The 26,995-nt window shown below is 60.5% G+C and carries 19 protein-coding genes and 1 pseudogene; 11 read left to right on the forward strand and 9 right to left on the reverse strand.

What is annotated here, in order from left to right; genetic code table 11:
• The first annotated feature begins 123 nt into the window (after window positions 1–123).
• Complete coding sequence (locus tag ACIQY3_RS13625; protein ID WP_403020036.1) at window positions 124–627, forward strand: peptidylprolyl isomerase; 504 nt, start codon at window positions 124–126, stop codon at window positions 625–627.
• Window positions 624–1,376, forward strand: a complete 753-nt coding sequence (gene lpxH / locus ACIQY3_RS13630) for a UDP-2,3-diacylglucosamine diphosphatase (protein WP_403020039.1) — start codon at window positions 624–626, stop codon at window positions 1,374–1,376. Before ACIQY3_RS13625 ends, lpxH begins: the two co-directional genes overlap by 4 nt.
• A 125-nt stretch (window positions 1,377–1,501) precedes the next feature.
• Here the strand turns inward: lpxH and ACIQY3_RS13635 are convergent, their stop codons facing one another.
• The 7 genes and pseudogenes from ACIQY3_RS13635 to ACIQY3_RS13665 all read right to left on the reverse strand — a co-directional run bounded on the left by ACIQY3_RS13635 (window position 1,502) and on the right by ACIQY3_RS13665 (window position 12,820).
• On the reverse strand, window positions 1,502–3,031 hold the full coding sequence (locus tag ACIQY3_RS13635) for a DHA2 family efflux MFS transporter permease subunit (RefSeq protein ID WP_133838701.1): 1,530 nt from the start codon (window positions 3,029–3,031) through the stop codon (window positions 1,502–1,504).
• 162 nt (window positions 3,032–3,193) lie between these two features.
• Entirely contained in the window at window positions 3,194–4,411 is a 1,218-nt protein-coding gene (locus ACIQY3_RS13640) for an efflux RND transporter periplasmic adaptor subunit (protein ID WP_403020044.1), read from the reverse strand.
• Between the two features lie 15 nt (window positions 4,412–4,426).
• Window positions 4,427–5,896, reverse strand: a pseudogene (locus ACIQY3_RS13645) (efflux transporter outer membrane subunit).
• Window positions 5,893–6,366, reverse strand: a complete 474-nt coding sequence (locus ACIQY3_RS13650) for a MarR family winged helix-turn-helix transcriptional regulator (RefSeq protein WP_403020054.1) — start codon at window positions 6,364–6,366, stop codon at window positions 5,893–5,895. The pseudogene ACIQY3_RS13645 and the gene ACIQY3_RS13650 overlap by 4 nt, the downstream one beginning before the upstream one ends.
• A gap of 345 nt (window positions 6,367–6,711) precedes the next feature.
• Entirely contained in the window at window positions 6,712–10,380 is a 3,669-nt protein-coding gene (locus ACIQY3_RS13655; protein ID WP_403020058.1) for a translocation/assembly module TamB domain-containing protein, read from the reverse strand.
• Entirely contained in the window at window positions 10,377–12,104 is a 1,728-nt protein-coding gene (locus ACIQY3_RS13660; protein ID WP_403020061.1) for an autotransporter assembly complex family protein, read from the reverse strand. The genes ACIQY3_RS13655 and ACIQY3_RS13660 overlap by 4 nt, the downstream gene beginning before the upstream one ends.
• A 65-nt stretch (window positions 12,105–12,169) precedes the next feature.
• Window positions 12,170–12,820 (reverse strand): GNAT family N-acetyltransferase, encoded by a 651-nt coding sequence (locus tag ACIQY3_RS13665; RefSeq protein ID WP_403020064.1) that lies wholly within the window; start codon window positions 12,818–12,820, stop codon window positions 12,170–12,172.
• A gap of 292 nt (window positions 12,821–13,112) precedes the next feature.
• Between ACIQY3_RS13665 and xthA the strand changes: the two genes are divergently transcribed.
• Window positions 13,113–13,925, forward strand: a complete 813-nt coding sequence (xthA, locus tag ACIQY3_RS13670) for an exodeoxyribonuclease III (RefSeq protein WP_403020066.1) — start codon at window positions 13,113–13,115, stop codon at window positions 13,923–13,925.
• Between the two features lie 193 nt (window positions 13,926–14,118).
• Complete coding sequence (locus ACIQY3_RS13675; protein WP_403020069.1) at window positions 14,119–15,459, forward strand: substrate-binding domain-containing protein; 1,341 nt, start codon at window positions 14,119–14,121, stop codon at window positions 15,457–15,459.
• A gap of 229 nt (window positions 15,460–15,688) precedes the next feature.
• Here ACIQY3_RS13675 and ACIQY3_RS13680 read toward each other — a convergent pair whose 3' ends face one another.
• Entirely contained in the window at window positions 15,689–16,918 is a 1,230-nt protein-coding gene (locus tag ACIQY3_RS13680) for an acyl-CoA dehydrogenase (RefSeq protein ID WP_054614101.1), read from the reverse strand.
• A gap of 154 nt (window positions 16,919–17,072) precedes the next feature.
• Here ACIQY3_RS13680 and ACIQY3_RS13685 point away from each other — a divergent pair, with 154 nt between their 5' ends.
• The 5 genes from ACIQY3_RS13685 to ACIQY3_RS13705 all read left to right on the forward strand — a co-directional run bounded on the left by ACIQY3_RS13685 (window position 17,073) and on the right by ACIQY3_RS13705 (window position 22,060).
• Window positions 17,073–18,002: a LysR family transcriptional regulator gene (locus ACIQY3_RS13685; RefSeq protein ID WP_163913720.1), complete on the forward strand. Its 930-nt coding sequence runs from the start codon at window positions 17,073–17,075 to the stop codon at window positions 18,000–18,002.
• Window positions 18,003–18,209: 207 nt separating this feature from the next.
• Window positions 18,210–18,611 carry a MerR family DNA-binding transcriptional regulator gene (locus ACIQY3_RS13690; RefSeq protein ID WP_054053745.1) on the forward strand — a complete coding sequence of 134 codons (402 nt, stop codon included), beginning with the start codon at window positions 18,210–18,212 and terminating at the stop codon, window positions 18,609–18,611.
• A gap of 137 nt (window positions 18,612–18,748) precedes the next feature.
• The gene (locus tag ACIQY3_RS13695; RefSeq protein WP_403020075.1) at window positions 18,749–19,648 is read left to right on the forward strand and encodes a hydroxymethylglutaryl-CoA lyase; all 900 of its coding nucleotides are present in this window, start codon (window positions 18,749–18,751) and stop codon (window positions 19,646–19,648) included.
• Window positions 19,649–20,283: 635 nt separating this feature from the next.
• A complete protein-coding gene (locus ACIQY3_RS13700) occupies window positions 20,284–21,186 on the forward strand; it encodes a LysR substrate-binding domain-containing protein (RefSeq protein ID WP_403020077.1) in 903 nt (300 codons plus the stop codon).
• A gap of 121 nt (window positions 21,187–21,307) precedes the next feature.
• A complete protein-coding gene (locus ACIQY3_RS13705) occupies window positions 21,308–22,060 on the forward strand; it encodes an SDR family NAD(P)-dependent oxidoreductase (RefSeq protein WP_403020087.1) in 753 nt (250 codons plus the stop codon).
• A gap of 147 nt (window positions 22,061–22,207) precedes the next feature.
• Here the strand turns inward: ACIQY3_RS13705 and ACIQY3_RS13710 are convergent, their stop codons facing one another.
• Window positions 22,208–23,905 carry an AMP-binding protein gene (locus tag ACIQY3_RS13710; RefSeq protein WP_403020091.1) on the reverse strand — a complete coding sequence of 566 codons (1,698 nt, stop codon included), beginning with the start codon at window positions 23,903–23,905 and terminating at the stop codon, window positions 22,208–22,210.
• A 292-nt stretch (window positions 23,906–24,197) separates the two neighbouring features.
• Between ACIQY3_RS13710 and ACIQY3_RS13715 the strand changes: the two genes are divergently transcribed.
• Window positions 24,198–25,361 (forward strand): isovaleryl-CoA dehydrogenase, encoded by a 1,164-nt coding sequence (locus tag ACIQY3_RS13715; RefSeq protein WP_403020093.1) that lies wholly within the window; start codon window positions 24,198–24,200, stop codon window positions 25,359–25,361.
• A gap of 12 nt (window positions 25,362–25,373) precedes the next feature.
• Window positions 25,374–26,981, forward strand: coding sequence for a carboxyl transferase domain-containing protein (locus ACIQY3_RS13720; RefSeq protein ID WP_403020095.1), 1,608 nt, complete (start codon window positions 25,374–25,376; stop codon window positions 26,979–26,981).
• Window positions 26,982–26,995 lie beyond the last annotated feature (14 nt).

Genomic DNA, 26,995 nt, shown 5'->3' on the forward strand with positions numbered 1-26,995 from the left:
ATGAAAAACAGCCTCGAAATTCGCGCCTGTCGCGCTAAACTGCGCACCTTGGTCGAGACAGACCAGACCGGTTGCGGGCCGAAACGCCCCGAAACCCACGAATTTCTTGAAAGAGTGCCGATCATGACCCAAGTCAAACTGACCACCAACCACGGCGACATCGTCCTGGAACTGAACGCTGAAAAAGCACCGGTTACCGTTGCCAACTTCATCGAATACGTCAAAGCCGGCCACTACGAAAACACCGTTTTCCACCGTGTCATCGGTAACTTCATGATCCAGGGCGGCGGTTTCGAGCCAGGCATGAAAGAAAAGAAAGACAAGCGCCCAAGCATCCAGAACGAAGCTGACAACGGCCTGCCGAACGAGAAGTACACCGTGGCCATGGCTCGCACCATGGAGCCGCATTCGGCATCCGCCCAGTTCTTCATCAACGTGGCTGACAACAGCTTCCTGAACCACAGCGCCAAGACCACCCAGGGCTGGGGCTACGCGGTATTCGCCAAAGTGGTTGCCGGTACTGACGTCGTCGACAAGATCAAAGGCGTGAGCACCACTTCCAAGTCCGGCCACCAGGACGTACCTGCAGACGACGTGATCATCGAGAAAGCCGAGATCATTGAGTGATACTGCTGATTTCAGACTTGCATCTGGAAGAGGAGCGCCCGGACATTACCCGGGCGTTTCTGGATTTGCTCGCCGGACGCGCCCGTTCGGCGAGTGCGTTGTACATATTGGGCGACTTTTTCGAGGCGTGGATTGGCGACGATGCCATGACGCCGTTCCAGCGTTCCATCTGCCAGGCCCTGCGCGATCTCAGCGACAGCGGCACGGCGATTTTTCTGATGCACGGCAATCGCGACTTCATGCTCGGCCAGGCCTTCTGTAAACAGGCCGGCTGCACGTTGTTGAAAGACCCGAGTGTCGTGCAACTCTACGGCGAGCCGGTGCTATTGATGCACGGTGACAGCCTTTGCACCCGCGATGTCGGCTATATGAAGCTGCGTCGCTACCTGCGTAACCCGATCACCCTGTTCATCCTTCGCCACCTGCCCCTGCGCACTCGCCATAAACTGGCGCGCAAACTGCGCAGCGAAAGCCGTGCGCAAACGCGGATGAAGGCCAATGACATCGTCGATGTGACGCCGGAAGAAGTGCCGCGGATCATGCAGGCATTTGGCGTGAAGACGCTGATCCATGGGCATACCCATCGACCGGCGATTCACAAGTTGCAGATCGGCGAACAAGCGGCCCGGCGCATTGTGCTGGGGGATTGGGATCGCCAGGGCTGGGCGTTGCAGGTGGATGAGCAAGGGTTTGCCCTCGCCCCGTTTGACTTCGCCCCACCGCCGCAACTGGCCGCCCCAACCAACTAACGACCAAACACCCCCCCCTGTGGGAGCGGGCTTGCTCGCGAAGGCGTCCGGTCAGTCAACATCTCTATCAACTGACACACCGCTTTCGCGAGCAAGCCCGCTCCCACAAGGGATTTGTGTATGGCTTAGTGGCCGGAAGCAGCCGGCCCGGCCTTCGCCGCAAACGGTGGCTTGGCCAGCCAGACAATCAGCATCAACCCCATGAATCCCCACCCAAGCAGCGTGAAGTAATCCACGGTGGAGAGCATGTACGCCTGGCTGGTCAGTACATGGTCGAGCTGCGCATACGCAGGGGTGCTGGCGCCGCCCAAGGTGTTCAAGGCATCCCGGGTCGGCTGGTCGTAAGTGGTGATGCTTTCACTCAAGTACGCATGATGCTGATCCGCCCGGCGAATCCAGATCCACGTCGTCAACGACGCCGCAAAACTACCGCCAAGGGTTCGCAGGAAGGTCGCCAGGCCAGCGCCGTCGGCAATCTGGCTCGGCGGCAGGTCCGACATCAGGATGCTCAAGGTCGGCATAAAGAACAACGCCACGCCAATGCCCATGAACAGCTGCACCAAAGCGATGTGCTGGAAGTCCACCTCGTTAGTAAACCCGGCGCGCATAAAGCAGCTCAGGCCAATCGCCAGGAACGCCAACCCGGCCAGCAGTCGCAGGTCGAACTTGTGCGCATACTTGCCGACAAACGGTGACATCAGCACCGGCAGAATCCCGATCGGCGCCACTGCCAGGCCCGCCCAAGTAGCGGTGTAACCCATCTGGGTTTGCAGCCATTGCGGCAGGATCAGGTTGATGCCGAAGAACCCGGCGTAACCCAACACCAACACAATGGTGCCGATGCGGAAGTTGCGGTAGGCAAACAACCGCAAGTTGACCACCGGATGCTTGTCGGTCATTTCCCAAATCACGAACACCGCCAGGGCAATCACCGAAATCGCCGCGCCAATGATGATGAAGTTCGACTCGAACCAGTCCAGGTCGTTGCCCTTATCGAGGATCACCTGCAACGCACCGACGCCAATGATCAGCGTGATCAACCCCACGTAATCCATCGGCTGGCGGCTGGTTTCCACCGGACGCGCCTTGAGCTGCGAGCGCACCACCATCACCGCGAAGATCCCGATCGGCACGTTGATAAAGAAGATCCACGGCCAGCTATAGCTGTCGGTAATCCAGCCACCGAGGATCGGACCGGCAATCGGCGCCACCACCGTGACCATCGCCAGCAACGCCAGGGCCATGCCGCGCCTGGCCGGGGGATACACCGCAATCAGCAGGGTCTGGGTCATCGGGTACAACGGCCCGGCCACCAGGCCTTGCAGCACGCGGAAACCGATCAGCTCCGGCATCGACGTCGAGATACCGCAGAGAAACGAGGCCAGCACAAACAGAATCGTGGCCCAGAGAAACAGCTTCACTTCGCCGAAACGCCGACTCAGCCAACCGGTCAGCGGCAGCGCAATGGCGTTGCTCACGGCGAACGAAGTGATCACCCAGGTGCCCTGCTCCGAACTCACGCCCAGGTTGCCGGAAATCGTCGGCAAGGCCACGTTGGCGATGGTGGTGTCGAGCACTTGCATGAAGGTCGCCAGCGACAGGCCGATGGTGCTGAGCACCAGGCTGGGCGGCGTGAAAGACGCGTTATTGCTCATCGCTAATCCTTTGAAACCTGATTGGCGCCACGCCTGTTACAGACGCAGCAAGCCTTGTGGGAGCGAGCCTGCTCCGGGCGGCGTTCCGACGAAGACGGCTTTCTATCCAACATCTCTGTTGACTGAACCACCGCCTTCGCGAGCAGGCTCGCTCCCACAGGGTCAGCGTTGCACGGTCTTGCTGACCGCAGCGCTGTTGTCATGGATCAGCTGAGTGATCATCGCGTCGGCCTCGGCCAACTGACGGTCATAGACGTTGGTGCTGAACGAAGCCTTTTGTGGCGGCTGTTGCGCCAGCACCGGGCCGCTCTGGTCGTGCAGGTTCACATCGACCTGAGTCGACAGACCAACCCGCAATGGGTGCTTGGCCAGTTCTTCGGCGTTGACGTGAATCCGCACCGGCACCCGCTGCACAATCTTGATCCAGTTACCCGTGGCGTTCTGCGCTGGCAGCAAGGCAAATGCGCTGCCGGTACCGGCGCCCAGGCTGTCGATGGTGCCGCTGAATTTAACGTCGCTGCCATACAGGTCGGCCTCGATGTCCACCGGTTGGCCGATGCGCATGTCACGCAGCTGGGTTTCCTTGAAGTTGGCGTCGATCCACAGTTGATCCAGTGGAATCACCGCCATCAGCGCGGTGCCCGGCTGAACCCGCTGGCCCAGTTGCACCGAGCGTTTGGCCACGTAACCGGTGACCGGCGCAATCAAGGTGCTGCGGGAATTGTTCAGGTACGCCTGACGCAGTTGCGCGGCGGCGGACATCACGTCCGGGTGCGACGACACCACGGTGTCATCCACCAGGGCGCTGGTGGTTTTGAGCTGCTGCTGAGCATTGGCCAGGGCGTTTTGCGCCGAGGTCAGGTCGTCGCGGGCGTGGGACAGTTCTTCCTGGGAAATCGCGCCACCGGCGGCGAGGTTTTTCCGGCGGTTGAAGTTGTCCTGGGCTTTTTGCACGTTAGCCTGCTGGGCGTTGACCTGGGCGCGCATGCCGTCGACGTTGCTGTACAAACCGCGGACCTGGCGCACGGTGCGAGCGAGGTTGGCCTGGGCACTTTGCAGCCCGACTTCAGCGTCGTTCGGGTCGAAATTGACCAGCACCTGGCCTTCGTGGACCAGATCGCCATCATCGGCGCCGATGCTGACCACGGTGCCGGTGACCAGCGGCGTGATTTCCACCACGTTGCCGTTCACATAGGCGTCGTCGGTGCTTTCATTCCAGCGACCGTAGAATTCGTGATACGCCCAGACGCCGGCACCGGCGAGGATCACCAGAATCGCCAGCACCGTCAGCATGACTTTGCGTTTGCGCGGATTACTGGTGTCTGGAGCGTTTTCAGGCGCTTTGTTGGTTGGAGCAGAAGTCGTTTCGGCAGTGGCCATGACAGTTACCTTGAATTAGTTGTTCAGCTTGGCTGGAGCTGGATTGGCCGAGGCGATGGTTTCGGCCTGGAAGCCGCCGCCGAGCGCCTGCATCAGTTGGATCGACAAATCGATCTGCTCGGCATTCAGGTTGGCCAGTTGACGCTGGGCCTGGAGCAATTGCTGTTCGATGCTGAGCACGTCCAGGTAATTGCCGATGCCGGAACCGTAGCGCTGGACCACGGTGTTGTAAGAATCCTGGGCAATTTCGGTGGCGTGCTGCTGGGCACCAATCTGCCGGCCGATATCGCGCAACTGGTTGATGGTGTCGCTGACATCCCCCAAGGCCTTGACCAGACTCTTGTTGTACTGCGCCACCGCCAGGTCATAGTCGGCGTCGCGGGCATCGAGGTTGGCGCGCAAGCGGCCACCGTCGAAAATCGGCACCGAGATGGTCGGGGCGATATTGAAGAAGCGACTGGCCGAACCGAACATCGCGTCACCCAATAAGGATTCGGCACCCGCCGCAGCGGTAAGGTTCAGGTTGGGATAGAACTGGGTTTTGCTCGCGGCGATGTCCTTGCTCGCGGCTTCGACCCGCCAGCGTGCAGCGACCAGATCAGGGCGACGACCGAGCAATTCCGCCGGCAGCACCGACGGCAAGGCAACGGCGCTGGCCTAGAGAATCTTCGGCCGGGCGATTTCGTTGCCGCGATCCGGGCCTTTGCCGAGCAGCACGGCCAAGGCGATTTTTGCGCTGTTCAGGCGTTTTTCCGCATCGATCAGGCTGGCTTCGGAGCTGGCTTCCAGGCTTTCGGTTTGCTGGAACTGGTACTGGCTGTCGATCCCGGAACTCAAACGGCGCTGGCTCAGGTCGAGCATTTGTTTGGTGCGCTTGAGGTCTTCATTGGCCAGGTCATAGACGATGTGCGCCTGCCCCAGATCGCTGTAGGCGCGGGCGACGTCGGCGGACAAGGTCAGTTGCGCGGCTTGCTGATCGACTTCGGCGGCGCGGGCCTGGCCCAACGCGGCTTCCCAGGCGTCACGCTGACCGCCCCAGAGATCGAAGTTGTAATTGAAGCTGGCGCTGATATTGCGCACGGTGGCGTAGGCATCGCCCTGCCCCAGTGGGTCTTGATCCTTGGCCAGGCGCGAACGGCTGACACCGGCGCTGGCATCGAGTGTCGGCATCCGCGCGGCATCGGCGGCATACGCGGCGGCGCTGGCCTGGTGGGCGCGGGCTTCGGCGATTTGCATGTCCGGGCTGTCGTGCAGGGCTTCGCGGATCAGGCCATCGAGTTGTGGGTCGCCAAGGCTTTTCCACCAGTCGCTTTTCGGCCAGGCCGCCGGGGACAGGGTCACGCCCGTGAGGGATTGCCCGGCCTTGAGGCTTTTGGCATCGACGCTTTTGCCTTCGGTGTGCAAGCCGCTGTAGCTGGCGCAACCGGCCAGGATCATCGACGCCAGCACCAGGCTCAGGCTGGTGCGCAAAGTTTTACTGCTCATTTGTCACCTACCCGCAGCAGGGTGATCGAGTCACCGGCTGCCACCAAGATTTTCTTCAGGATCTGTTCCAGGGTCTTCAACTCGTCCGGCGTGATGGCGCCGGCCAGTTCATTCATGGCATCGGCGCCGATATAAGGCAGACGGTCAGCCAACTGCTGGCCCTGCTCTGTCAGCACCAGTTGCACCTGTCGGCGGTCGGCCTCGGAGCGTTGGCGGGCGAGGAAACCTTTCTGTTCCAGACGATCGAGCATGCGCGTCATCGAACCGCTGTCCAGGGACAGGTGGCGGCACAGTTCAGCCGGGGTGTCGACGCCGTACTGGGCGATGATGATCAACACTTTGAACTGCGCGGCGGTGATGCCGTGGGGTTCCATGTGCGTGTCGATGATCCGGTCCTTGAGCAGCGCGGCTCGGCCGAGCAAGAGGCCAAGATGGCAATGCTTGAATTGTTCCGGGGTGAAATGCTTCATCTGACCACCAGTTAGCTGCCTAGGCAGTGAATGTATGACCAGATGTTACTGCCTAGGCAGCGAATGTCAACGTAATAGTTAGGATGCTTTGTATTTAGCGGATAAATGGCGAGGGTTTTGCGGTGGCCGAACGGACGCCTTCGCGAGCAAGCCCGCTCCCACAGGGATCACATGGAACCTGTGGGAGCGGGCTTGCTCGCGAAGGGAGCGACTCGGTCTTGATCGTTCCCACGCTCTGCGTGGGAATGCAGCCGGTGACGCTCTGCGTCACGATTCAAGAGCGGAACGCGGAGCGTCCCAAGAGGCATTCCCACGCGGAACGTGGGAACGATCAGATGGACAGGTCTAGAAATCCCGCTTGTAGAAGATGTCCAGCGAACTGGCCACGCCGCTGGCGACTTCGACGTAGACTTTTTTGCTCAGTTTGTAACGCAGGGCGATGGTACTCGCCGGTTCAAACACGCCAACGCCGTAACGCAAACTGAGTTTCTCGGAGATGTTGCCGCTGGCCACCACGCTGGTAGCGTCGCCGCTGCCCTGAGTGTCGAGTTGGAAGTCCTGAATCCCCAGGTCCTTGGCCAAACCACTGGTCACCCCGGAACTGCCCATCAAGCCCAACCCGAGGGCTGCTTGGGCGAGCATGTTGTTGTCTTCACCGCTGGTACTCAGCGGACGCCCCAGCACCAGATAGGACAACGCCTGCTCCTGGCTCATCGCCGGTTCCGAGAAGATTTGCGTGGTCGGCTGCTCGGCGCTCCCGCTCAAGCGGATACCGGCGATGATGTCGTCGGTCTGGCGAATCGCTTCGATGTCCAGATACGGCTGATCGATCGGCCCGGCAAACAACAGCCGCGCGCGCCGCACGGTGAGGCGCTGGCCATAGGCGCGGTAGCGGCCGTCGTTGAGCCAGAGTTCGCCGCGGGTGTCCATGTTGTCGCCGATGTGCACATGCCCTTGCAGATTGGCGGTCAGACCAAACCCGGCGAAGCTGAGTTTGTCGTCGCCGACCACCACGTCGATGTCCATTTTCATGGCGACCGGCGGTTTGCCCTCTTTGGTCTGCGCACCGACGATGATCGTGTCATCGGAGACCTTGACCGTCGACGGCGGCAATTCACGCACGGTGATCTCGCCCTTGGGCACCAGCACTTTGCCGGCGATGGCCAGTTCGTCGCCCTTCATCGAAATCTTCAGGTCCGGCGCCACTTCAAGCTTGGCGTAGGGTTCGACGGTAACCGGCAATTGCGTGCCTTTCAGCGCCAGATCCACCACCAGCGCCTGACCCCAGGCGATGTTGCCATTCAAGCTGCCCTGCCCGCTCTTGCCGCTTTTCCAGCCGCCGTTCAACTGCACGGTTTCGCCGGCAATCACCGCTTGCACCTGCAAGGCTTGCAGCTCCATCGGCAATTCAGCCCCGGACACCTCGCCATCGCTGAGCACCAGATTGCCGTTGACCAGCGGCGCCAGCAGCCCGCCGGACAACGTGCCGCTACCGTTCAAACGACCCGTGAGCTTCTCGACCATCGGCACAAACGGTCGCGCTACCGACAGGTCCAGACCGTTGAGACGGAACGAGCCGGTCAGCGGTTTGTTCTTCGCCAGCGGGTTGATCTGCGCCTGCACCATCAACTCGCCGAGCTTGCCGCCGACGAAGTTGAGGTCGGTGTCGATGCGCTTGGGCGTGAGTTTGCTGGTGAGTTTCAGGGTCTGGTACGGGAAGTCCAGCCACTGATCCTTCTCTTTCATGCGCAAAGTGCCACCGCTGGCATCAATGCTGATCTGACCGTTCGGGCCGCTGGCCGGCAGATCCAGTTGCAGATCGGCGTTGAGCCGGCCCTTCCAGGCGAAATCCTTCGGCAGCCACTGGGCGAGGCTGTCGATCGGGAATTGCTTGAGGTGATAACGCAGCTTCGGCTCCGGCATCAGGCGCTGGTCTTCGCCGCACAAACTGGCCTGGCCGGACATCCAGCAATGCGCACCGAAGTTGATTTTGCCGTCCGCCAATCGCTCAAGCTTCGCCGGGCCCTGGAGTTTCCAGTCCTGACCGCCGACCTGAATATCGCCGCTGGCCAGGCGTCCGCGCCAGTTGCCTTTGTCCAGCGCGCCGTCGAGACCGAGAGCCAGTTTCAACTGCGGGCCTTGCAGGTCGAGGCTGAGTTTCTGATTCTTGATATCGCCCTGGCCACTGGCGGTCAGGGTCCCGAGCGAAGTGTCACCGGCCTGAATGCCGCTACCCTTGAGGTCAATCTTGGCCCGTTGGGCGCTGTCGAGTGTGGCGTCGAGGTTCAAGCTTTGCAGGCGATTGTCTTCGAAGGCCAGTTGCGAACCTTGCAACCCGAGTTTGCCTTGGGGCGCCTTCAGCGTGCCGGCGACATCGACCCGGCCATTGAGCTGCCCGCGCAGTTGCGGCCAGAGCTGGGCCAGTCGCGGCAGCTTGATATCGATCTGCCCGGCGAGTTTCTGTTGCAGGCTGCCCTTGCCGTTGATGCTGTTGTCGCCAAGGCGAATCTGCAGCGCGTTAAGGTTCCATTGCTCACCGGCGCCATCAGCCTTGGCCTGGATTACCGCCGGTTGACCGCGCAGCTTGCCCTTCAAATCGAGGTCGGCGCTCAGGCTGAGTTTTTCGTTTTTCATCTCACCTTTGCTGCGCAACGGTCCGGCCAAGGTACCCGGCAACTCCGCCATCCAGTACGCAGGGTTGATTGCCGACAGGTCCAGCGCAGTATCCCAAGCGATGCCATCGGCGAATTGCAGGTTCAGGTGGCCTTCGGCCTTGCCCTGCCCGGCTTCGAGCTGGAATTGTTGCAGGTAGATTTTTGTCAGGTCGCCAGCGAACGGGCTGCTCAGGCTGAACGCGCCGGCCGGGCCGTCCAGCGCGGCTTTGAAGTTGCCGAGGTATTTGCCGTCGGTGTAGGAGATTTCACCGTTGAAACTGCGCAATGCGACCTGCGGCTCGTCGATCAGCGGATAGAGGCGATGCCACGGGAAGTCCAGCCAGTCAATTTTTGCCTGGGCGCTAAGGCCTTTGCTCCAGTCGAGGTTGCCGGTAAGTTTCAGGCTTTGTTTGTCGTTGGCGGTCAGGTCGAGGCCGGCGATCTGCGCGCCCTTGGCGTCGACCTTGCCTTGTAGCAACAGCGCCACCGGGCCTTGTTCGGCGGGCAGCGTGGCTTTGCCGAGCAGTTGGTAACCGTTTTTCAGGTCGCCGTCGCCGGTGAGTTCCAGTTGATTGAGTTGCAGGGTGTCCGGCAGATCAGCGGCGGGCTTGAAGCCGTCGGCGGTAATTCGCACCTTGGCTGGCAGGTTTTCCACCAGCGGTTGCAGTTCCCCGGTCAGTTGCCCGTTGAGGTAACCGCTGCTGTCGGCTTTCAGGTTCAGGGTTTTCAGCAGGTCGCCGTCAACCTTCAACGCCAGCGTCCACGGCGCGGGCGTCGACAGGGTCAGCTTGCCTTCGGCGGTCAACGGCCAATTGCCGCCGGGCTGCAGCAGGCCGGAGAGGTTCAGGCTCAGGTCGTCCCGTTGCAATTGCACCGAATCAATCTGCAAGCCTTTCGCGGTCCAGTGCGCCGCCAGTTGCAGGCCTTTGAGTTCTTCGCTGCCGTTGAACAACAGGCTGCCGACTTTCACGTCGCCCAGCTCGATCGCCAGCGGCAACTTCAAGTCCGGAAGCGTGATCGGGCCGCTGTTTTCTTCTTCGGCGCCCGGCGGGAATTGCAGGCTGACCTGATCGGCCTGGAGTTGATCGATGCACAAAGTCATACGCGTCAGGCACAGCGGCGACCAGGCGAAAATCACCTTGTTCAGCTCAACCCGGCTGCTGTCCTGCTGCCACAGCAGATGATCGGCGCTCCACTGCCCGCCCAAACGGCCCTGGAAATTATCCACGGTCAAACCCGGCACAAACCCCAGCGCCCAACGGCTGCCTGCCGCCGTGCCGAGCACCGTGGCCACGGCAAGGACAATCAGCATCAGCAGCGCCAGAAGCGCCGCCAGTGAAATTTTCAAACCACGCTTCACAGCTCAGGCCCCATGGAAAAGTGCAGTCGAATGCCGCCGTCGTCGTCCATCGCGTGGGCCAGGTCGAGGCGAATCGGCCCTACCGGCGAGACCCAGCGCACGCCGATACCGACACCGGTCTTGAGGTTCGGCAGTTCGAGTGTGTTGAAGGAGTTGCCCTGGTCAATGAAGGTCGCGACCCGCCATTTCTCGGCGATCGAATATTGATACTCGACGCTGCCGGCAATCATGTAGCGACCACCGATGCGATCGCCTTCAGAGTTTTCCGGCGACAGGCTCTGATAGTCATAACCGCGCACGCTCTGATCGCCACCGGCGAAGAAGCGCAAGGATGGCGGCACGGATTTGTAGCCGTTGGTGGCGCTGCCGCCAACCTGCACCCGACCGAGGAAGCGGTGTTTGTCGAACACTGTGGTCAGGCCTTTGACCAATGCCGTGCCGTAAAGCAGGTTGGTGTCCGAACCCAGTCCTTCCTTGGCCACTTTGGTTTCGAAGGTCAGGCGATAACCGTTGTGTGGGTCGATGCGGTTATCGCTTTTCAGGTACGAATAACTGACGCCGGGCATCAGCAAGGTGCTCAAGCCCGAGTCGTCGCCGAGGGTGTACTCCTCACGCTGCCATTTGAGCGACACCACCCGCTGCCAGCCGCTGGGCAACTTGCTGTGCCATTCCGGGCCGAGGGTCAGCAGTTTGCTCAGGGAATCGGTGTCGGCGATTTCTTCGTATTGATATCCGGCGGCCCAGCGCAGCTTGTCGGTGAGCGGCGGGTCCAGGGGAATGTCGTAGAACACCCCGACGTTCTGCCGTGGCGCCGACACTTCGGCCTCCCAGCCATAGCTGTCGCCCTGAGGGTTGACCCAGTGCCGGGTCCAGTTGGCCTTGACCCGCGGGCCGACGTCGGTGGAGTAACCCAAACCGAGGCCCATGGTGCGCGGCTTGCGGGTATCGAGCTTGACCGCGACCGGGATCACATCGTCCTTGGACGCGGTCGGTGCGGCGTCCACGCGCACGCCTTCGAAATAGCCGCTGGATTGCAGGGCCTGGTTGAGTTCGGCGATCAGTTCGGAGTCATACGGCGCGCCGGCCTTGAACGGCACCATGCGTTGCAGCAAGTCTTCGTCGAACGGCGTGTCGCCTTCGAACGTGACTTTGCCCAAGGCGTAGCGCGGGCCGCTGTTGTAGATCAGTTCAACGTCCGCCACACCGGCGCGGGGGTCCACCAAGAGTTTCTGGGTGACGAAGTAGCCGCTGAAAAAGCCGAAGCGCGAGGCCTGGTTCTGGATCAGACGCTTGGCGTCTTCGTAATGCCCATGATTGAGCACCGCGCCGGGCTTGAGCAGCTCCGGCGGCGGCTTGCGAAAGGATTTGAGGGAGGCGGCCGGCCCGTCGATGCGCACGGTGACGTTGCGCAAATGGATCGGTTCGCCGGGGTCGATCTTCAGCGTCAGGCGCGGTTTCTCGCCGCCCTTCACTTCACTGTCGATCTGCGGCTGGTAGTAACCCAAGGCCTGGGCGGCCTTGCGTGCCTGTTCTTCGGCGCCGCGACTGAAGCGCAGCAAAGCTTCTTCGTCACGATCGCCGAGGCTGCCGATATAGCCCTCTATATTGGCTTTCAGTTCATCGTTGGACGGTTTGATCCGCACATCCAATTCACTTTGCGCCAGCGCCGTGCAGCTGGATAACAGCATGAGCACGCCACTGGTAAATCTTCCTGGAAACTTCATAGGCGCGGATGCTATCACGAGCTTGGGAGCGTGATAGAGCCTGGGGTGCCGTGAAAGTTCTACCTCTATGCCGTTGCTGTTTGTAACACCTGGGGATTGGCGTGGAAAAACACGTGCTCGCGGATCGGTCCTACCGCCACTTCGCCAATTTCTTCATAGCCCTGACGCTTATAGAACTCCAGATAACGAGGATTCCCGGTGTCGAGGATCACGCCTTCCGATTGTTCATCCACCGCGCACCAGTTATGAACGGCTTGCAGCAGTTGTTCGCCGAAGTGTTTGCCCTGGAATTGCGGGTGAATCCCCAGTAAGGGCAGCACGTGCACGGCGTCGGACGGCACGCAGGCAGCGACGGCGTCGTGGTATTCGAGGTAGCGACGGGTGCAGCGGAACCCGGTGCTGAGCACCATGCGCAGGCGCCAGGCCCAACTTTCGGTGATGCCCAGGCGACGTTGCGGCGGCGCGATCAAGGCGATGCCGATCAAGCGGTCGTTGACCAGCAGGCCGATGGCCGGCAAATCCTGAAGGAAATGTTGCTTGACCAGTTCCCGCACCGTCGCTCGCACCCGTTGCTCATAGCCTGGGCGCTCGGCTTCGAACAGGTAGCCGAAGGTCGGCTCGTGGCGATAAGCCTGGTACAGCAAGGAGCGGGCTTCGCGGGAGTAGCCGCTGTCGAGCATGTGTATATCGGCGATGGCGGTCGAGGTTTCAGGCATAACGGTAGATCTCCCCGGGGCACCGTTCAAATGACGGCGCTCTTCTGGTTACGAGCCTATAGCGCTGGCACAGTTCCTTTGTGATCTGAATCAGTGTCGCCTGATCTGGCCCCTTCGCGAGCAAGCCCGCTCCCACACAGGTATAGACCATAACCTGTGGGAGCGGGCTTGCTCGCGAAGGGGCCGGACCCGGCAGTACAAATCCTGCGCCCGAATGCGAATCCCCTCACCCCAACACTGGCCCCATTCCTACATGTCAGCTAGCATCGCCCTTTTGCCAGGACTGCCGACCATGAAGATCGTCTCCTTCAACATCAACGGGCTGCGCGCTCGCCCGCATCAGCTGGCGGCGCTGATTGAAAAGCATCAACCGGACGTCATCGGCCTGCAGGAAACCAAGGTCCACGACGACCAATTCCCCCTGGCCGAGGTTCAGGCCCTGGGCTATCACGTGTATTTTCATGGCCAGAAAGGCCATTACGGCGTCGCCATCCTGTCGCGCCAGGAACCGCTGGCCCTGCACAAAGGCTTCGCCACCGATGAAGAAGACGCCCAGCGCCGTTTCATCTGGGGCACCTTCGCCGACGCCAATGGCGTGCCGGTGACGATCATGAACGGCTATTTCCCACAGGGCGAAAGCCGCGACCACCCGACCAAGTTCCCGGCCAAGCAGCGCTTCTACAACGATTTGCAGCACCTGCTGGAAAGCCAGTTCAGCAATGAGCAGCCCGTGGTGGTGATGGGTGATGTGAACATTTCCCCGGAAGACTGCGACATCGGCATCGGCCCGGACAACATGAAACGCTGGCTGAAAACCGGTAAGTGCAGCTTCCTGCCGGAAGAACGCGAGTGGATGACACGCCTGAAGAACTGGGGCCTCGTGGACAGCTTCCGTCACCTGAACCCGGACGTGGCCGACCGTTTCAGCTGGTTCGACTACCGCAGTCGCGGTTTTGAAGACGAGCCCAAGCGTGGTCTGCGGATTGACGTGATCATGGCGTCCCACGGCTTGTTGTCGCGAGTGAAAGACGCCGGAGTGGATTACGATTTGCGCGCGATGGAAAAACCGTCGGATCATGCGCCGATCTGGCTTGAATTGAGCTAATCCCCCCGAGTTCTACACAGATCCACTGTGGGAGCGGGCTTGCTCGCGAGGGCGGAGTGTCAGTCGACACCTCTATCGACTGACGCTCCGCCCTCGCGAGCAAGCCCGCTCCCACATTTGGACAGCTGTCATCTTTCGGAAACCTTACTGACTTAATCTCCCGGCACTCCCTTTGGCTTATTAAGGTGCCGGCATGACGCTGCGCGTATTGTTCCTGTTAATGGTGTGTCTCAGCCTGCCGTTAACGGCCACCGCCAGCGACCTGCCGACACCCGAACACGGTCCGGTGCTGCGCATCCAGGGTTCCAACACCATCGGCGCGGATTTGGGCCCGGCGTTGGTCGTCGGGTTGATGCAGGAACAAGGCCTGCTCAAGGTACACAGCGAAACCCCGGACAAGGCCAACGAACAGCGCATCGTCGGGCAGACTGTCCAAGGTCGGCGAGTGGTGGTTGAAGTCGCGGCACACGGTTCCAGCACCGGTTTCACCGCCCTGAAAAATGCCACCGCCGACCTTGCCGCCTCGTCGCGCCCGATCAAGGACAGTGAATTACTGGACCTCAAATCCTTGGGTGATCTGAAAAGCCCGAATGCCGAACAAGTCATCGCCATCGACGGTCTGGCGATCATCCTGCACCCGCAAAACCCACTGAATCAGCTCAACACCGAACAACTGGCGCGGATCTTCAGTGGCGAGGCCAGCACGTGGGAAGAACTCGGCGGTATCGGTGGGACAATTCATTTGTATGCGCGGGATGATCAATCCGGAACCTACGACACGTTCAAGGAATTGGTCCTCAGTCGGCGTGGGAAAACCCTGAGCAGCGCGGCAAAACGTTTCGAGTCCAGCGAGCAATTGTCCGACGCTGTCAGCTTCGATCCGCAAGGCATCGGTTTTATCGGCCTGCCGTACGTGCGCCAGGCCAAAGCGGTGGCGATTGTCGATGGGCAGTCCCAGGCGATGTTGCCGCTCAATAGTTTGATTGCCACCGAGGATTATCCGCTGTCCCGGCGGTTGTTCTTTTACTTGCCACCGAGTGGGAAAAATCCCTGGGCCGAGGCGTTGGTGGCATTCGCGCAAAGCAGCAAGGGCCAGGCGATTGTCGCGGCCAATGGCTTTATCGCCCAGACCGTGCAGGCCATGGCGGTCACGCCGAATGCGCTGATGCCCGAGGGCTACCAGGCGCTTAGCCGGCATGCCCAGCGGTTGACGGTGAATTTCCGTTTTGAAGAAGGCAGCGCGAGCCTGGATAACAAGGCTCGGCAGGACCTGTCCCGGGTGCTCGACTATATAAAGCAGCACGACAAAGCCAACCGCGAGGTGACGCTGGTGGGATTTGGCGATGCCAAGAGCGATCCGGCGCGGGCCGACCTGCTGTCGAAACTGCGGGCAATGGCGGTGCGACGGGAACTGGTGAAAAGCGGCGTGGTGTTTCGCGAGATTCGCGGCTTTGGCGCGGAGATGCCGGTGGCGGCGAACAGTGCGGATGAGGGACGGATCAAGAATCGGCGGGTTGAGGTTTGGGTTTATTGACCAAGCCGTTCGTTCCCACGCTCTGCGTGGGAATGCATCCCGTGACGCTCCGCGTCACATACAAAGCGGACGCAGAGCGTCCATGGCGGCATTCCCGCGCAGAGCGTGGGAACGATCTTTAGGTTCTTGGGGTGAATGGGCGGACGCCTTCGCGAGCAAGCCCGCTCCCACATTTGGAATGCATATCCCTGTGGGAGTGGGCTTGCCCGCGAATGGCAGCACCGCGGTCTTAATGCCCGCTACGCATCATCTCTTTCGGCACGTATTTGCCGATTTCGAATTTGCCGATCGCCGCGCGGTGTACTTCGTCCGGGCCGTCGGCCAGGCGCAGGGTGCGTTGCATGGCGTACATGTAGGCCAGCGGGAAATCGTTGGACACCCCGGCCCCGCCATGGATCTGGATCGCCCGATCGATCACGCGCAAGGCCACGTTCGGTGCGACGACCTTGATCTGGGCAATTTCGCTCTTCGCAATTTTGTTACCCACGGTGTCCATCATGTAGGCGGCTTTCAGCGTCAGCAGCCGCGCCATGTCGATTTCCATCCGCGAGTCGGCGATCTTGTCGATGTTGCCGCCCAGTCGCGCCAACGGCTTGCCGAATGCAGTACGGCTTACCGCCCGTTTGCACATCAGTTCCAGCGCACGTTCGGCCATGCCGATCGAGCGCATGCAGTGGTGAATCCGGCCAGGGCCAAGGCGACCCTGGGCGATTTCGAAGCCGCGTCCTTCGCCCAACAGGACGTTTTCGTACGGCACCCGGACATTTTCAAACAGCACTTCGGCGTGGCCGTGGGGTGCGTCGTCGTAACCGAACACCGGCAACGGCCGCACAATCTTCACGCCCGGTGTGTCCACCGGCACCAGGATCATTGAGTGCTGGGCATGGCGCGGTGCATCGGGATCGCTCAGGCCCATGAAGATCAGGATCTTGCAGCGCGGATCGCAAGCGCCTGAAGTCCACCATTTCTTGCCGTTGATCACCCATTCGTTGCCATCACGCACGGCGCGGGCGGCCATGTTGGTGGCGTCGGAGGAAGCCACGTCCGGCTCGGTCATGGCGAACGCCGAGCGAATCTCGCCGCGCAACAGCGGCTCAAGATAACGCTGCTTCTGTTCTTCGTTGGCGTAACGCACCAGCACTTCCATGTTGCCGGTGTCCGGCGCGGAGCAGTTGAACGGCTCCGGGCCGAGCAGCGAGCGGCCCATGATTTCCGCCAACGGTGCGTATTCGAGGTTGGTCAGCCCGGCGCCGAGTTCGGATTCCGGCAGAAACAAATTCCACAACCCTTCAGCCTTGGCCTTGAGTTTGAGCTCTTCCATGATCGCCGTCGGCTGCCAGCGATCGCCTTCGGCGACCTGACGCTCGAACACGGCTTCAGCGGGATAAACGTAGGTGTCCATGAACGCGGTCACGCGCTCACGCAGTTCCTGAACCTTGGGCGAATAAGCGAAATCCATGAGCAATTACCTTCTTGGGCAGAGGTTGTTTAGGTCATGCAATCGATGCTAGAACAGCTACGAAAATTTACCTAGCCTATTCTCGGCGTGTATTAACATTCATCACCGATATATGATCGGGTGATTGAGACCCCAACAATAAGAGTGCCGCGCAATGAATCTGAGCAAGGTCGACCTCAACCTTTTCATCGTCTTCGACGCGATCTACACCGAAGCCAACCTGACCCGCGCCGGGCAGATTGTCGGCATTACCCAGCCTGCGGTCTCGAACGCTCTGGCCCGCCTGCGCGAGACCTTCAACGACCCGTTGTTCGTGCGTACCGCCCAAGGCATGGTGCCGACGCCGATGGCCCAGAACATTATCGGCCCGGTGCGCAATGCCCTCTCCCTGCTGCGAGTGTCGGTGCAGGAAAGCCGCATTTTCAACCCGTTGCAGGCGGTCAAGACCTACCGCATCAGCATGACCGACCTCACCGAAGCGGTGATCCTGCCGCCGCTGTTCCAGCGCCTGCGCCGCCTCGCACCGACGGTGATCATCGAAAGTTTCCTGTCCAAGCGCCGCGAGACCACCAAGGAACTGGCAGCCGGTCGCCTCGACTTCGCGGTGGACGCGCCACTCAACACCGATCCGCAGGTTCGTCACGTCAAGTTGATGGAAGACCGTTACGTGTGCGCCATGCGCAAGGGCCATCCGCTGGCGGGCAAAGAGAAATTCACCCTCGATGATTATTTGTCGCTGACCCACATCCACATTTCCAGCCGCCGCAGTGGTTTGGGGCATGTCGATTTGGCACTGGGGAAAATGGGGATCCAGCGCAAGATCGCCCTGCGCTCCCAGCATTATTTGATGGCCTCCCAGGTGTTGCAGCAGACCGATATGGTCATGACCGTGCCGGAGCGCTTCGCCCGTCGCCATGACCTGCACGCGTTTAACCTGCCGGTGAATGATGTGCCGCCGGTGGAGACGCACCTTTATTGGCACGAAAGCACAGACCAGGACCCGGCCAACCGCTGGATGCGCGAGCAGATGATCGAGTTGTGCCAGCAGGTGACGGCGCATGAGAAGAAGCTCGATAAGGTGTAGGACTTTGTACCGCGTTATCGTTCTTCGCGAGCAAGCCCGCTCCCACAGGAGATCTTCAGTGAACACAATATTTGTGTATTACAGAGATACCCTGTGGGAGCGGGCTTGCTCGCGAAGAGGCCAGCGACAGCACCACATAACCCTGCCCCTTGACGTAAACGTCAACCTGCCATTAGCTTAGCGCCATGACCTTCTTCGAGCGCTTCCATGAGCAGCCAGACCTACAGCATCTCCGACCTCGCCCGCGAGCTCGACATCACCACCCGGGCCATTCGCTTTTATGAAGAGCAAGGCTTGCTCAGCCCCGAGCGCCGTGGTCAGGAACGCATCTATTCGCCCCGGGACAAGGTCAGCCTGAAGCTGATCCTGCGGGGCAAGCGCATCGGTTTCTCTCTCGCCGAATGCCGCGAACTGATCGAACTCTACGACCCCACCGGCGGCAATCAGAAACAGCTGCAAACCATGCTGACCAAAATCGCCGAGCGTCGTGAACAGCTAGAGCAACAGATGCTCGACATCGAACAGATGAAGCTGGAACTGGATACGGCGCAGGAGCGTTGTACCCAGGCGTTGGAACAGACGATCAAGAGCCAGGAAGCCATTCAATAACCCACGACGATCGCCTGTGGGAGCGGGCTTGCTCGCGAAGACGGTTTCACATTCAACATTGATGTTGGCTGATCGACCGCCTTCGCGAGCAAGCCCGCTCCCACAGGGTTCTCGGAACATTCAGAAGGTCCATCACCATGCCCCTCCCCACCCACGTACGCCTGATCGAAGTCGGCCCCCGCGACGGTCTGCAAAATGAAGCCCAGCCCATCAGCGTCGCGGACAAGGTGCGGCTGGTCGACGCCTTGAGCGCCGCCGGCCTGGGCTATATAGAAGCCGGCAGTTTCGTATCGCCCAAGTGGGTGCCGCAAATGGCCGGTTCCGCCGAGGTCTTTGCGCAGATCCAGCGCAAGCCTGGTGTGACCTACGGGGCACTGGCGCCGAACCTGCGCGGGTTTGAAGACGCCATCGCGGCCGGGGTCAAGGAAGTCGCGGTGTTCGCCGCTGCGTCCGAAGCATTCTCTCAGCGCAACATCAATTGCTCGATCAGCGAAAGCCTGGCGCGCTTCGCGCCGATCATGGACGCGGCCAAGCAACACGGCGTGAGCGTGCGCGGTTACGTGTCCTGTGTGCTGGGCTGCCCTTACGAAGGCCACGTCGCGCCGGAGCAAGTCGCCCTGGTCGCCCGCGAGTTGTATGCCATGGGCTGCTACGAAGTCTCCCTCGGTGACACCATCGGCACCGGCACCGCAGGCGCGACCCGCACAATGTTCGAAGTGGTTTCGGCGGACGTACCGCGGGATAAACTCGCCGGGCATTTCCACGACACCTATGGCCAGGCCATGGCCAACATCTACGCCAGTCTGCTGGAAGGCATCGCGGTGTTCGACAGCTCTATCGCCGGCCTAGGCGGCTGCCCGTATGCCAAGGGCGCCAGCGGTAACGTCGCCACCGAAGACGTGGTGTACCTGCTCAACGGCCTCGGGATCCAGACCGGTATCGACCTCGACGCCTTGATTCTCGCGGGCCAACAGATTTGCACCGTGCTGGGTCGCCCGACCGGTTCGCGCGTCGCCAAGGCTCGCAGCGCCCTGTGAGGCCGTGGATGTGTCCAGGTGTTACCGCTGTGTAAAAAACGTGGGGGATAAGCGAGTAACACGGAAACAAATTGTCGGGTTTTGCCTGAGCGAAAAATCTCACAAAAACTCAAACCGTTGATTTATAAGGCTTTTAAAAACTTGGCACGGCTCCTGCTATCTCTATTGCATAACAAGAACAAAAAAAGCGGCAAACCTAATAAAAATAAGACGTAACGACTCTGACATAACAAAAACAACACGGCAGAGACGCAGCTAACAGATTTTTTTGGAGAAGGTGTGCTTTTCAGGGTGCTTTTCGGAGTAACCCGCAACCGGGCAGAGAACAATAAAACTACCTTCAGGTAGCTCCCGAACTGGTTGGATCGCTTGGCGAAAAAGCAGATCAGCGCTCAAAAAAATACGTTTGCTCTTGATCCCGGATGGGGATCGACAAAAACAGCGGTAAAGGGCCACGGTTGCCAAAAACAACAACAGACCGCCCCTCAATAATAAAAAAAGAGCACGCGCAACGACAAATTAAAGGGGAGCTTCGGCTCCCCTTTGTGCTTTCTGGCGTTTACCCCCTCTTCTACATTCCTGCTGTCCCCCGTTTGCCGTTATTCTCTGGGCTTTTACCGGGAACACCGACGCATATGGACATGTTCCAGGCCATGCAGATTTACACCCAGGTGGTCGACACCGGCAGTTTCAAGAATGCCGCCGACGCCCTGCAACTGCATCGCCCCGCCATTACCAAAGCCATCCAGCAACTGGAAAAAACCCTCGAAGTCCGCCTGCTCAACCGCACCACGCGCAAAATCAGCATGACCGCCGAAGGCGAGCGCTTCTATGAACAGTGCTCGAAAATTCTCGGTGACGTCGCCTCGACCCTGGCTACGTTTTCCCATGACGCCGAAAGCCCGAGAGGAAAACTGCGCCTGGATTTGCCGGTCACCCTGGCCAAAGAAGTGATCATTCCGGCATTGCCGGCCTTTCGTGCCCGTTACCCGGACATCGAACTGGTGGTCGGTTGCGGTGATCAGGCCGTGGACATGATCAACGAAGGCATCGACTGCGTGGTGCGCCTGGGCGAGCTGTCGGATTCCAGCAGCATTGCCCGGCGCATCGGCGCCGTACCGATGCTGACCTGTGCGTCGCCGGCCTATCTGGCCCGCGAAGGCACGCCCACTGGGCTTTCGGACCTGAACCGGCATCTGGCGGTGAATTACTTTTCCGGGCCCACGCGAAAAATCATGGACTGGCAGTTTTTCATCGACGGCGAAACGGTGCCCATCCGTTTGAAAAGCGGGATTCAGGTCAACGATTCCGAGGCTTTTCTCGCCTGCGGCCTGGCGGGACTGGGCCTGGTGCACGGGTTGCAGTTGTCGTTGCAGCCGTTTCTCGACAGTGGCGAGTTGGTGGCGGTGCTGCCCGATTTGCAGGCGCTGCCGAAACCGATTTCGGTGCTGTATCCCAACAAGCGTTATCTGGCGCCCAAGGTCCGGGTGTTCATCGATTGGCTGAGCGAACTGCTCCAGCACAAGGGCTTGGCCTGAGGAATTGTTATTATTCTGATAACAATGAAAACCAAGGATCGCTATTTTTCTTTCCAATCCCGCCGCCTATCGTTCGTCCCACCGGTGCCCTGAGCACCACTACCTTTCGAACGGAGGCATCATGGACCTGAAACTCAACGGCAAGACCGCCCTGGTCACCGGCGCCAGCATGGGGCTGGGTCGCGCCATCTGCAAAACCCTCGCCGCTGAAGGCGTGCAGGTCATGGGTGTAGCCCGCAGCGCTGACTTGCTGCAAAGCCTGGCCGAAGAAATCTGCGACGCGGGCGGTCTCGTGCCATTGACGCTGATCCAGGACTTCGTCGCCCCGGACGCGCCTCAGTGCATTGCCGCCGCCGCGCTGGAGCGCCTGCAACATGTCGACATCCTGATCAACTGTGCGGGCGGCAGCCGTCCGATGGCCATTGATGCGCCGGAAAGTGAATGGATCGAGGGCATGACCCTGAATTTCGATCGCCATCGGCAACTGACCCAGCAATTGCTCGCGCAGTTCATTGAGCGCAGAAGCGGCACGATCATCAACATCAGCGGCAACCTGGAACCGGAAGTGGTGAACGCCGCGATCGTCGCCAAGGCCGGATTGGTGGCGTGGTCCAAAGGGCTTTCCGAGCAACTGGGCCAGTACGGCATCACCGTCAATTGCGTCCAACCGGGCTTGATCGACACCGCGCAAATCCGCCGCCTCTACCCCGGCGACGCCCGACGCGAATTCGCCGAACGCAACATCGCCCTCGGCGATTTCGGTGAGCCGGTTGACGTGGCCAACGCCGTGACCTTCCTCGCCTCGCCGCTGGCGCACTACATCACCGGGACCATCGTGACCGTGGATGGCGGTATGCGCGGTTACTCGTTCTGATCGGATAAAACGAGATTTCCATTCGCCTTCGCCCCATATTCCTTTGTGGGAGCGGGCTTGCTCGCGAAAGCGGTCTGTCATTCAACTTAGATGTCGACTGACACACCGCCTTCGCGAGCAAGCCCGCTCCCACAGGGGGATTTGGGGTTAGGCGTTGTTTTCGCGGAGTTCCTCGATGCTGATTTCGCGCATCCGGAATTTCTGGATCTTGCCCGTCACCGTCATCGGAAACTCTTCTACGAACTTGAAGTAACGCGGTGTCTTGAAGTGCGCGATGCGGGATTTGCACCAGGTTTTCAGTTCTTCTTCAGTCGCTGTATGGCCGGGGTGGAACTTGATCCAGGCGACGATCTCTTCGCCGTAGCGCGAGCAGGGAATGCCGATCACTTGCACATCCGCTACCGCCGGGTGGGTGAAGAAGAACTCTTCCAGCTCACGGGGATAAACGTTTTCACCACCACGGATGATCATGTCCTTGTTGCGCCCGGCGATGCACACGTAGCCCTCGTCGTTCATGCTCGCCAGGTCACCCGTGTGCATCCAGCCCGCCTGATCAATCGCTTCGGCGGTGCCTTGCGGGTTGTTCCAGTAGCCGAGCATCACGCTGTAACCACGGGTGCAGAGCTCGCCAATCGTGCCGCGTGGCACCAGGTTGCCGGCCTCGTCGATGATCTTGCTTTCCAGTTGCGGCTGGGTGCGACCGACGGTGGTAACGCGCAATTCCAGTTCGTCTGACGGACCGGTCTGCAAAGACACCGGGCTTGTTTCCGTCATGCCGTAGGCAATTTGCACTTCGCTCATGTGCATTTCGTTGATGACCCGGCGCATCACCTCGATCGGGCATGTCGCCCCGGCCATGATTCCGGTGCGCAGGGTCGACAGGTCGAAGTCAGCGCGTTGCGGTTGGTCGAGCATGGCGATGAACATGGTCGGTACGCCGTAGAGCGCGGTGGCTCTTTCTTCGGCGACGGTGGTCAGGGTCAGCAGCGGATCGAAGGCATCGTTGGGGTAAATCATCGTGCTGCCGTGGGTGATGCAGCCGAGGTTACCCATGACCATGCCGAAGCAGTGATACAGCGGCACCGGGATCACCAGCCGATCATCGGCGCTCAGGCCCAGGCTTTCGCCGACCATGTAGCCGTTATTGAGAATGTTGTAGTGACTGAGGGTCGCGCCCTTGGGGAAACCGGTGGTGCCGGAGGTGTACTGGATGTTCACCGGTTGGTCGAAATGCAGGCTGTTTTGGCGTTCATTCAATTGCTCGAGCGAGACGCTGGCGGCGAGATCGGCCAGTTGCGACCACGGCAGGAAACCCGAGGGCGGCTGGGCGTCGAGGCTGATTACACCGCGCAGGTCCGGCAGGCGTTCGCTCTGCAACTGACCGATAGACTGCTCCGCCAACTCCGGCACCAGCCCTTGCAACATCCCGTGATAGTCAGAGGTCTTGAAGGACCCGGCGCAGACCAGCCATTGGCAGCCGGATTGCTTCAACACGTATTCGAGTTCGGAGCTGCGATAGGCCGGGTTGATGTTGACCAGGATCACGCCGATTTTCGCGCTGGCGAACTGGCTGATGCACCACTGCGCGCAGTTCGGTGCCCAGATGCCGAGGCGATCACCGGTCTGCAAACCCAGCGCCAGCAATGCCCGGGCGTGCAGGTCCACCGCGTCTGCGAGTTGCTGCCAGGTGTAACGCAGCTGTTGATGACGCACGACCAGCGCTTCGCCGTCCGGGTACTGCGCGACCGTGTGATCGAACTTCTCGCCGATGGTCATCGCCAGCAAGGCTTTGTCCTGGGAACCGCGGGTGTAACTGCGCTGCGGGTTTGCACTGGGTTGATCCATGACGACCCCTATTGTCTTTATTTGTGGGTTGCCGACGTTCACCTGTGGGAGCGGGCTTGCTCGCGAAGGCGTCGTGTCAGTTGACCTTACTTTGACTGACAAACCGCTTTCGCGAACAAGCCCGCTCCCACAGGGTAGGTCCGCTTTCTATCTTGAACTGGCCCTACTCTCGCTCAAGTTGACGTTAACGTAAAGGGTGATTGACAGCCATTCGTCACAGGCTTACGTTAACGTAAAGGTGAGAACCCAATCACGGTCCTCCCTACCCTACAAAAAAGCCAAAAGGTGACCCATGAGCTATCCATCCCTGAACTTTGCCCTCGGTGAAACCATCGACATGCTGCGCGATCAGGTCCAGTCCTTCGTCGCCAAAGAGATCGCCCCGCGCGCCGCTCAGATCGACATCGACAACCTGTTTCCCGCGGACCTGTGGCGCAAATTCGGTGACATGGGACTGCTGGGCGTCACCGTGCCGGAAGAGTACGGCGGCGCTGGCCTGGGTTACCTGGCCCACGTGGTGATCATGGAAGAAATCAGCCGTGGCTCGGCCTCCGTGGCGTTGTCCTACGGCGCGCATTCCAACCTGTGCGTGAACCAGATCAACCGCAACGGCAACCACGAACAGAAAACCAAATACCTGCCCAAACTGATCAGCGGCGAGCACATCGGCGCCCTGGCCATGAGCGAACCGAACGCCGGTTCCGACGTGGTCTCAATGAAATTGCGCGCTGACAAACGCGGCGACAAGTACGTGCTCAACGGCAGCAAGACCTGGATCACCAACGGCCCCGACGCCAACACCTACGTGATCTACGCCAAGACCGACCTGGAAAAAGGCCCGCATGGCATCACCGCATTTATCGTCGAGCGCGATTCCAAGGGCTTCAGCCGCAGCAACAAGTTCGACAAGCTCGGCATGCGCGGCTCCAACACCTGCGAGCTGTTCTTCGATGACGTCGAAGTACCGGAAGAAAACATCCTCGGCGTGCTCAACGGCGGCGTGAAGGTGCTGATGAGCGGCCTCGATTACGAGCGCGTCGTGCTGTCGGGCGGCCCGACCGGGATCATGCAGGCGTGCATGGACTTGATCGTTCCGTACATCCACGACCGCAAGCAATTCGGCCAGAGCATTGGCGAGTTCCAGCTGATCCAGGGCAAAGTCGCCGACATGTATACCCAACTCAACGCCAGCCGCGCTTACCTCTACGCAGTGGCCCAAGCCTGCGAACGCGGGGAAACCACGCGCAAGGACGCTGCCGGCGTGATCCTCTACAGCGCCGAACGCGCCACGCAAATGGCCCTCGACGCGATCCAGATTCTCGGCGGTAACGGCTACATCAACGAATTCCCGGCCGGTCGTCTGCTGCGTGACGCCAAGCTGTACGAAATCGGCGCCGGCACCAGTGAGATACGTCGCATGCTGATCGGTCGCGAACTGTTCAACGAAACCCGCTAAACGGAGCTGTCCATGGCTATCCTGCATACCCAGCTCAACCCCCGTTCGGCGGAGTTCGCCGCCAACAGCGCGGCGATGCTCACACAGGTCGACGCCCTGCACACCCTGCTCGCCCAGGTGCAGCAAGGTGGCGGCCCGAAGGCGCAAGAACGCCACACCTCCCGGGGCAAATTGCTGCCCCGCGAGCGGATCAATCGCCTGCTCGATCCGGGCTCGCCGTTTCTCGAAATCAGCCAACTCGCGGCTTACGCGGTGTACGGCGAAGATGTTCCGGCGGCGGGCGTGATTGCCGGGATCGGCCGGGTCGAAGGCGTCGAATGCATGATCGTCGCCAACGACGCCACGGTGAAAGGCGGTTCGTACTACCCGCTGACCGTAAAAAAACACCTGCGCGCCCAGACCATCGCCCAGCAGAACCGTTTGCCGTGCATCTACCTGGTGGACTCCGGCGGCGCCAACCTGCCGCGTCAGGATGAAGTGTTTCCGGACCGCGAGCACTTCGGGCGGATCTTCTTCAACCAGGCCAACATGAGTGCCATGGGGATTCCGCAGATTGCCGTGGTGATGGGTTCGTGCACCGCCGGCGGTGCTTATGTGCCGGCGATGGCTGACGAAGCGATCATGGTGCGCAACCAGGCAACGATTTTCCTCGCCGGCCCGCCGCTGGTGAAAGCCGCGACCGGTGAAGTGGTCAGCGCCGAGGATCTGGGCGGGGCCGATGTGCACTGCAAGATTTCCGGGGTCGCCGACCATTACGCCGAGAGCGACGAACACGCCCTCGCCCTCGCTCGACGCAGCGTGGCCAACCTCAACTGGCGCAAGCTCGGTGAGCTGCAACAACGCACGCCGATCGCGCCGCTGTACAGCAGCGACGAATTGTATGGCGTGGTTTCGGCGGACGCCAAGCAGCCGTTCGATGTGCGCGAAGTCATCTCACGGCTGGTCGACGGGTCAGTGTTCGACGAATTCAAAGCGCTGTTCGGGACGACCCTGGTGTGCGGTTTCGCCCACTTGCACGGTTACCCGATCGCGATCCTCGCCAACAACGGCATCCTGTTCGCCGAAGCCGCGCAGAAAGGCGCGCACTTTATCGAACTGGCCTGCCAGCGCGGCATTCCGCTGCTGTTCCTGCAGAACATCACCGGTTTCATGGTCGGCCAGAAATACGAGGCCGGCGGCATCGCCAAGCACGGCGCCAAACTGGTGACCGCCGTGGCGTGCGCCAAGGTGCCGAAATTCACTGTGATCATCGGCGGCAGCTTCGGCGCCGGGAACTATGGGATGTGTGGTCGGGCTTACGATCCGCGTTTCCTGTGGATGTGGCCGAATGCGCGCATCGGCGTGATGGGCGCCGAGCAGGCAGCTGGCGTGCTGGTGCAGGTCAAGCGTGAGCAGGCGGAACGCAGCGGCCAGGCGTTCAGCGCCGAGCAGGAAGCCGAGATCAAGCAGCCGATCCTCGATCAGTACGAAGAACAGGGTCACCCCTACTACTCCAGCGCACGACTGTGGGACGACGGCGTCATCGACCCGGCGCAGACCCGCGATGTACTGGCCCTGGCCTTGTCCGCGTCGCTGAACGCGCCAATCGAACCGAGCCGCTTCGGCGTGTTCCGGATGTGATGTTCTGTGGGAGC

Origin of the sequence: Pseudomonas sp. NPDC096950, assembly GCF_044762525.1 — a bacterium.
GTDB lineage: Bacteria > Pseudomonadota > Gammaproteobacteria > Pseudomonadales > Pseudomonadaceae > Aquipseudomonas.

Coding starts and splice junctions, on each gene's coding strand:
- ACIQY3_RS13625 (WP_403020036.1), top strand. CDS start 124: ATGACCCAAGTCAAACTGACCACCAACCACGGCGACATCGTCCTGGAA.
- ACIQY3_RS13635 (WP_133838701.1), bottom strand. CDS start 3,031: ATGAGCAATAACGCGTCTTTCACGCCGCCCAGCCTGGTGCTCAGCACC.
- ACIQY3_RS13640 (WP_403020044.1), bottom strand. CDS start 4,411: ATGGCCACTGCCGAAACGACTTCTGCTCCAACCAACAAAGCGCCTGAA.
- ACIQY3_RS13650 (WP_403020054.1), bottom strand. CDS start 6,366: ATGAAGCATTTCACCCCGGAACAATTCAAGCATTGCCATCTTGGCCTC.
- ACIQY3_RS13660 (WP_403020061.1), bottom strand. CDS start 12,104: ATGAAGTTTCCAGGAAGATTTACCAGTGGCGTGCTCATGCTGTTATCC.
- ACIQY3_RS13665 (WP_403020064.1), bottom strand. CDS start 12,820: ATGCCTGAAACCTCGACCGCCATCGCCGATATACACATGCTCGACAGC.
- xthA (WP_403020066.1), top strand. CDS start 13,113: ATGAAGATCGTCTCCTTCAACATCAACGGGCTGCGCGCTCGCCCGCAT.
- ACIQY3_RS13675 (WP_403020069.1), top strand. CDS start 14,119: ATGACGCTGCGCGTATTGTTCCTGTTAATGGTGTGTCTCAGCCTGCCG.
- ACIQY3_RS13680 (WP_054614101.1), bottom strand. CDS start 16,918: ATGGATTTCGCTTATTCGCCCAAGGTTCAGGAACTGCGTGAGCGCGTG.
- ACIQY3_RS13685 (WP_163913720.1), top strand. CDS start 17,073: ATGAATCTGAGCAAGGTCGACCTCAACCTTTTCATCGTCTTCGACGCG.
- ACIQY3_RS13690 (WP_054053745.1), top strand. CDS start 18,210: ATGAGCAGCCAGACCTACAGCATCTCCGACCTCGCCCGCGAGCTCGAC.
- ACIQY3_RS13695 (WP_403020075.1), top strand. CDS start 18,749: ATGCCCCTCCCCACCCACGTACGCCTGATCGAAGTCGGCCCCCGCGAC.
- ACIQY3_RS13700 (WP_403020077.1), top strand. CDS start 20,284: ATGGACATGTTCCAGGCCATGCAGATTTACACCCAGGTGGTCGACACC.
- ACIQY3_RS13705 (WP_403020087.1), top strand. CDS start 21,308: ATGGACCTGAAACTCAACGGCAAGACCGCCCTGGTCACCGGCGCCAGC.
- ACIQY3_RS13710 (WP_403020091.1), bottom strand. CDS start 23,905: ATGGATCAACCCAGTGCAAACCCGCAGCGCAGTTACACCCGCGGTTCC.
- ACIQY3_RS13715 (WP_403020093.1), top strand. CDS start 24,198: ATGAGCTATCCATCCCTGAACTTTGCCCTCGGTGAAACCATCGACATG.
- ACIQY3_RS13720 (WP_403020095.1), top strand. CDS start 25,374: ATGGCTATCCTGCATACCCAGCTCAACCCCCGTTCGGCGGAGTTCGCC.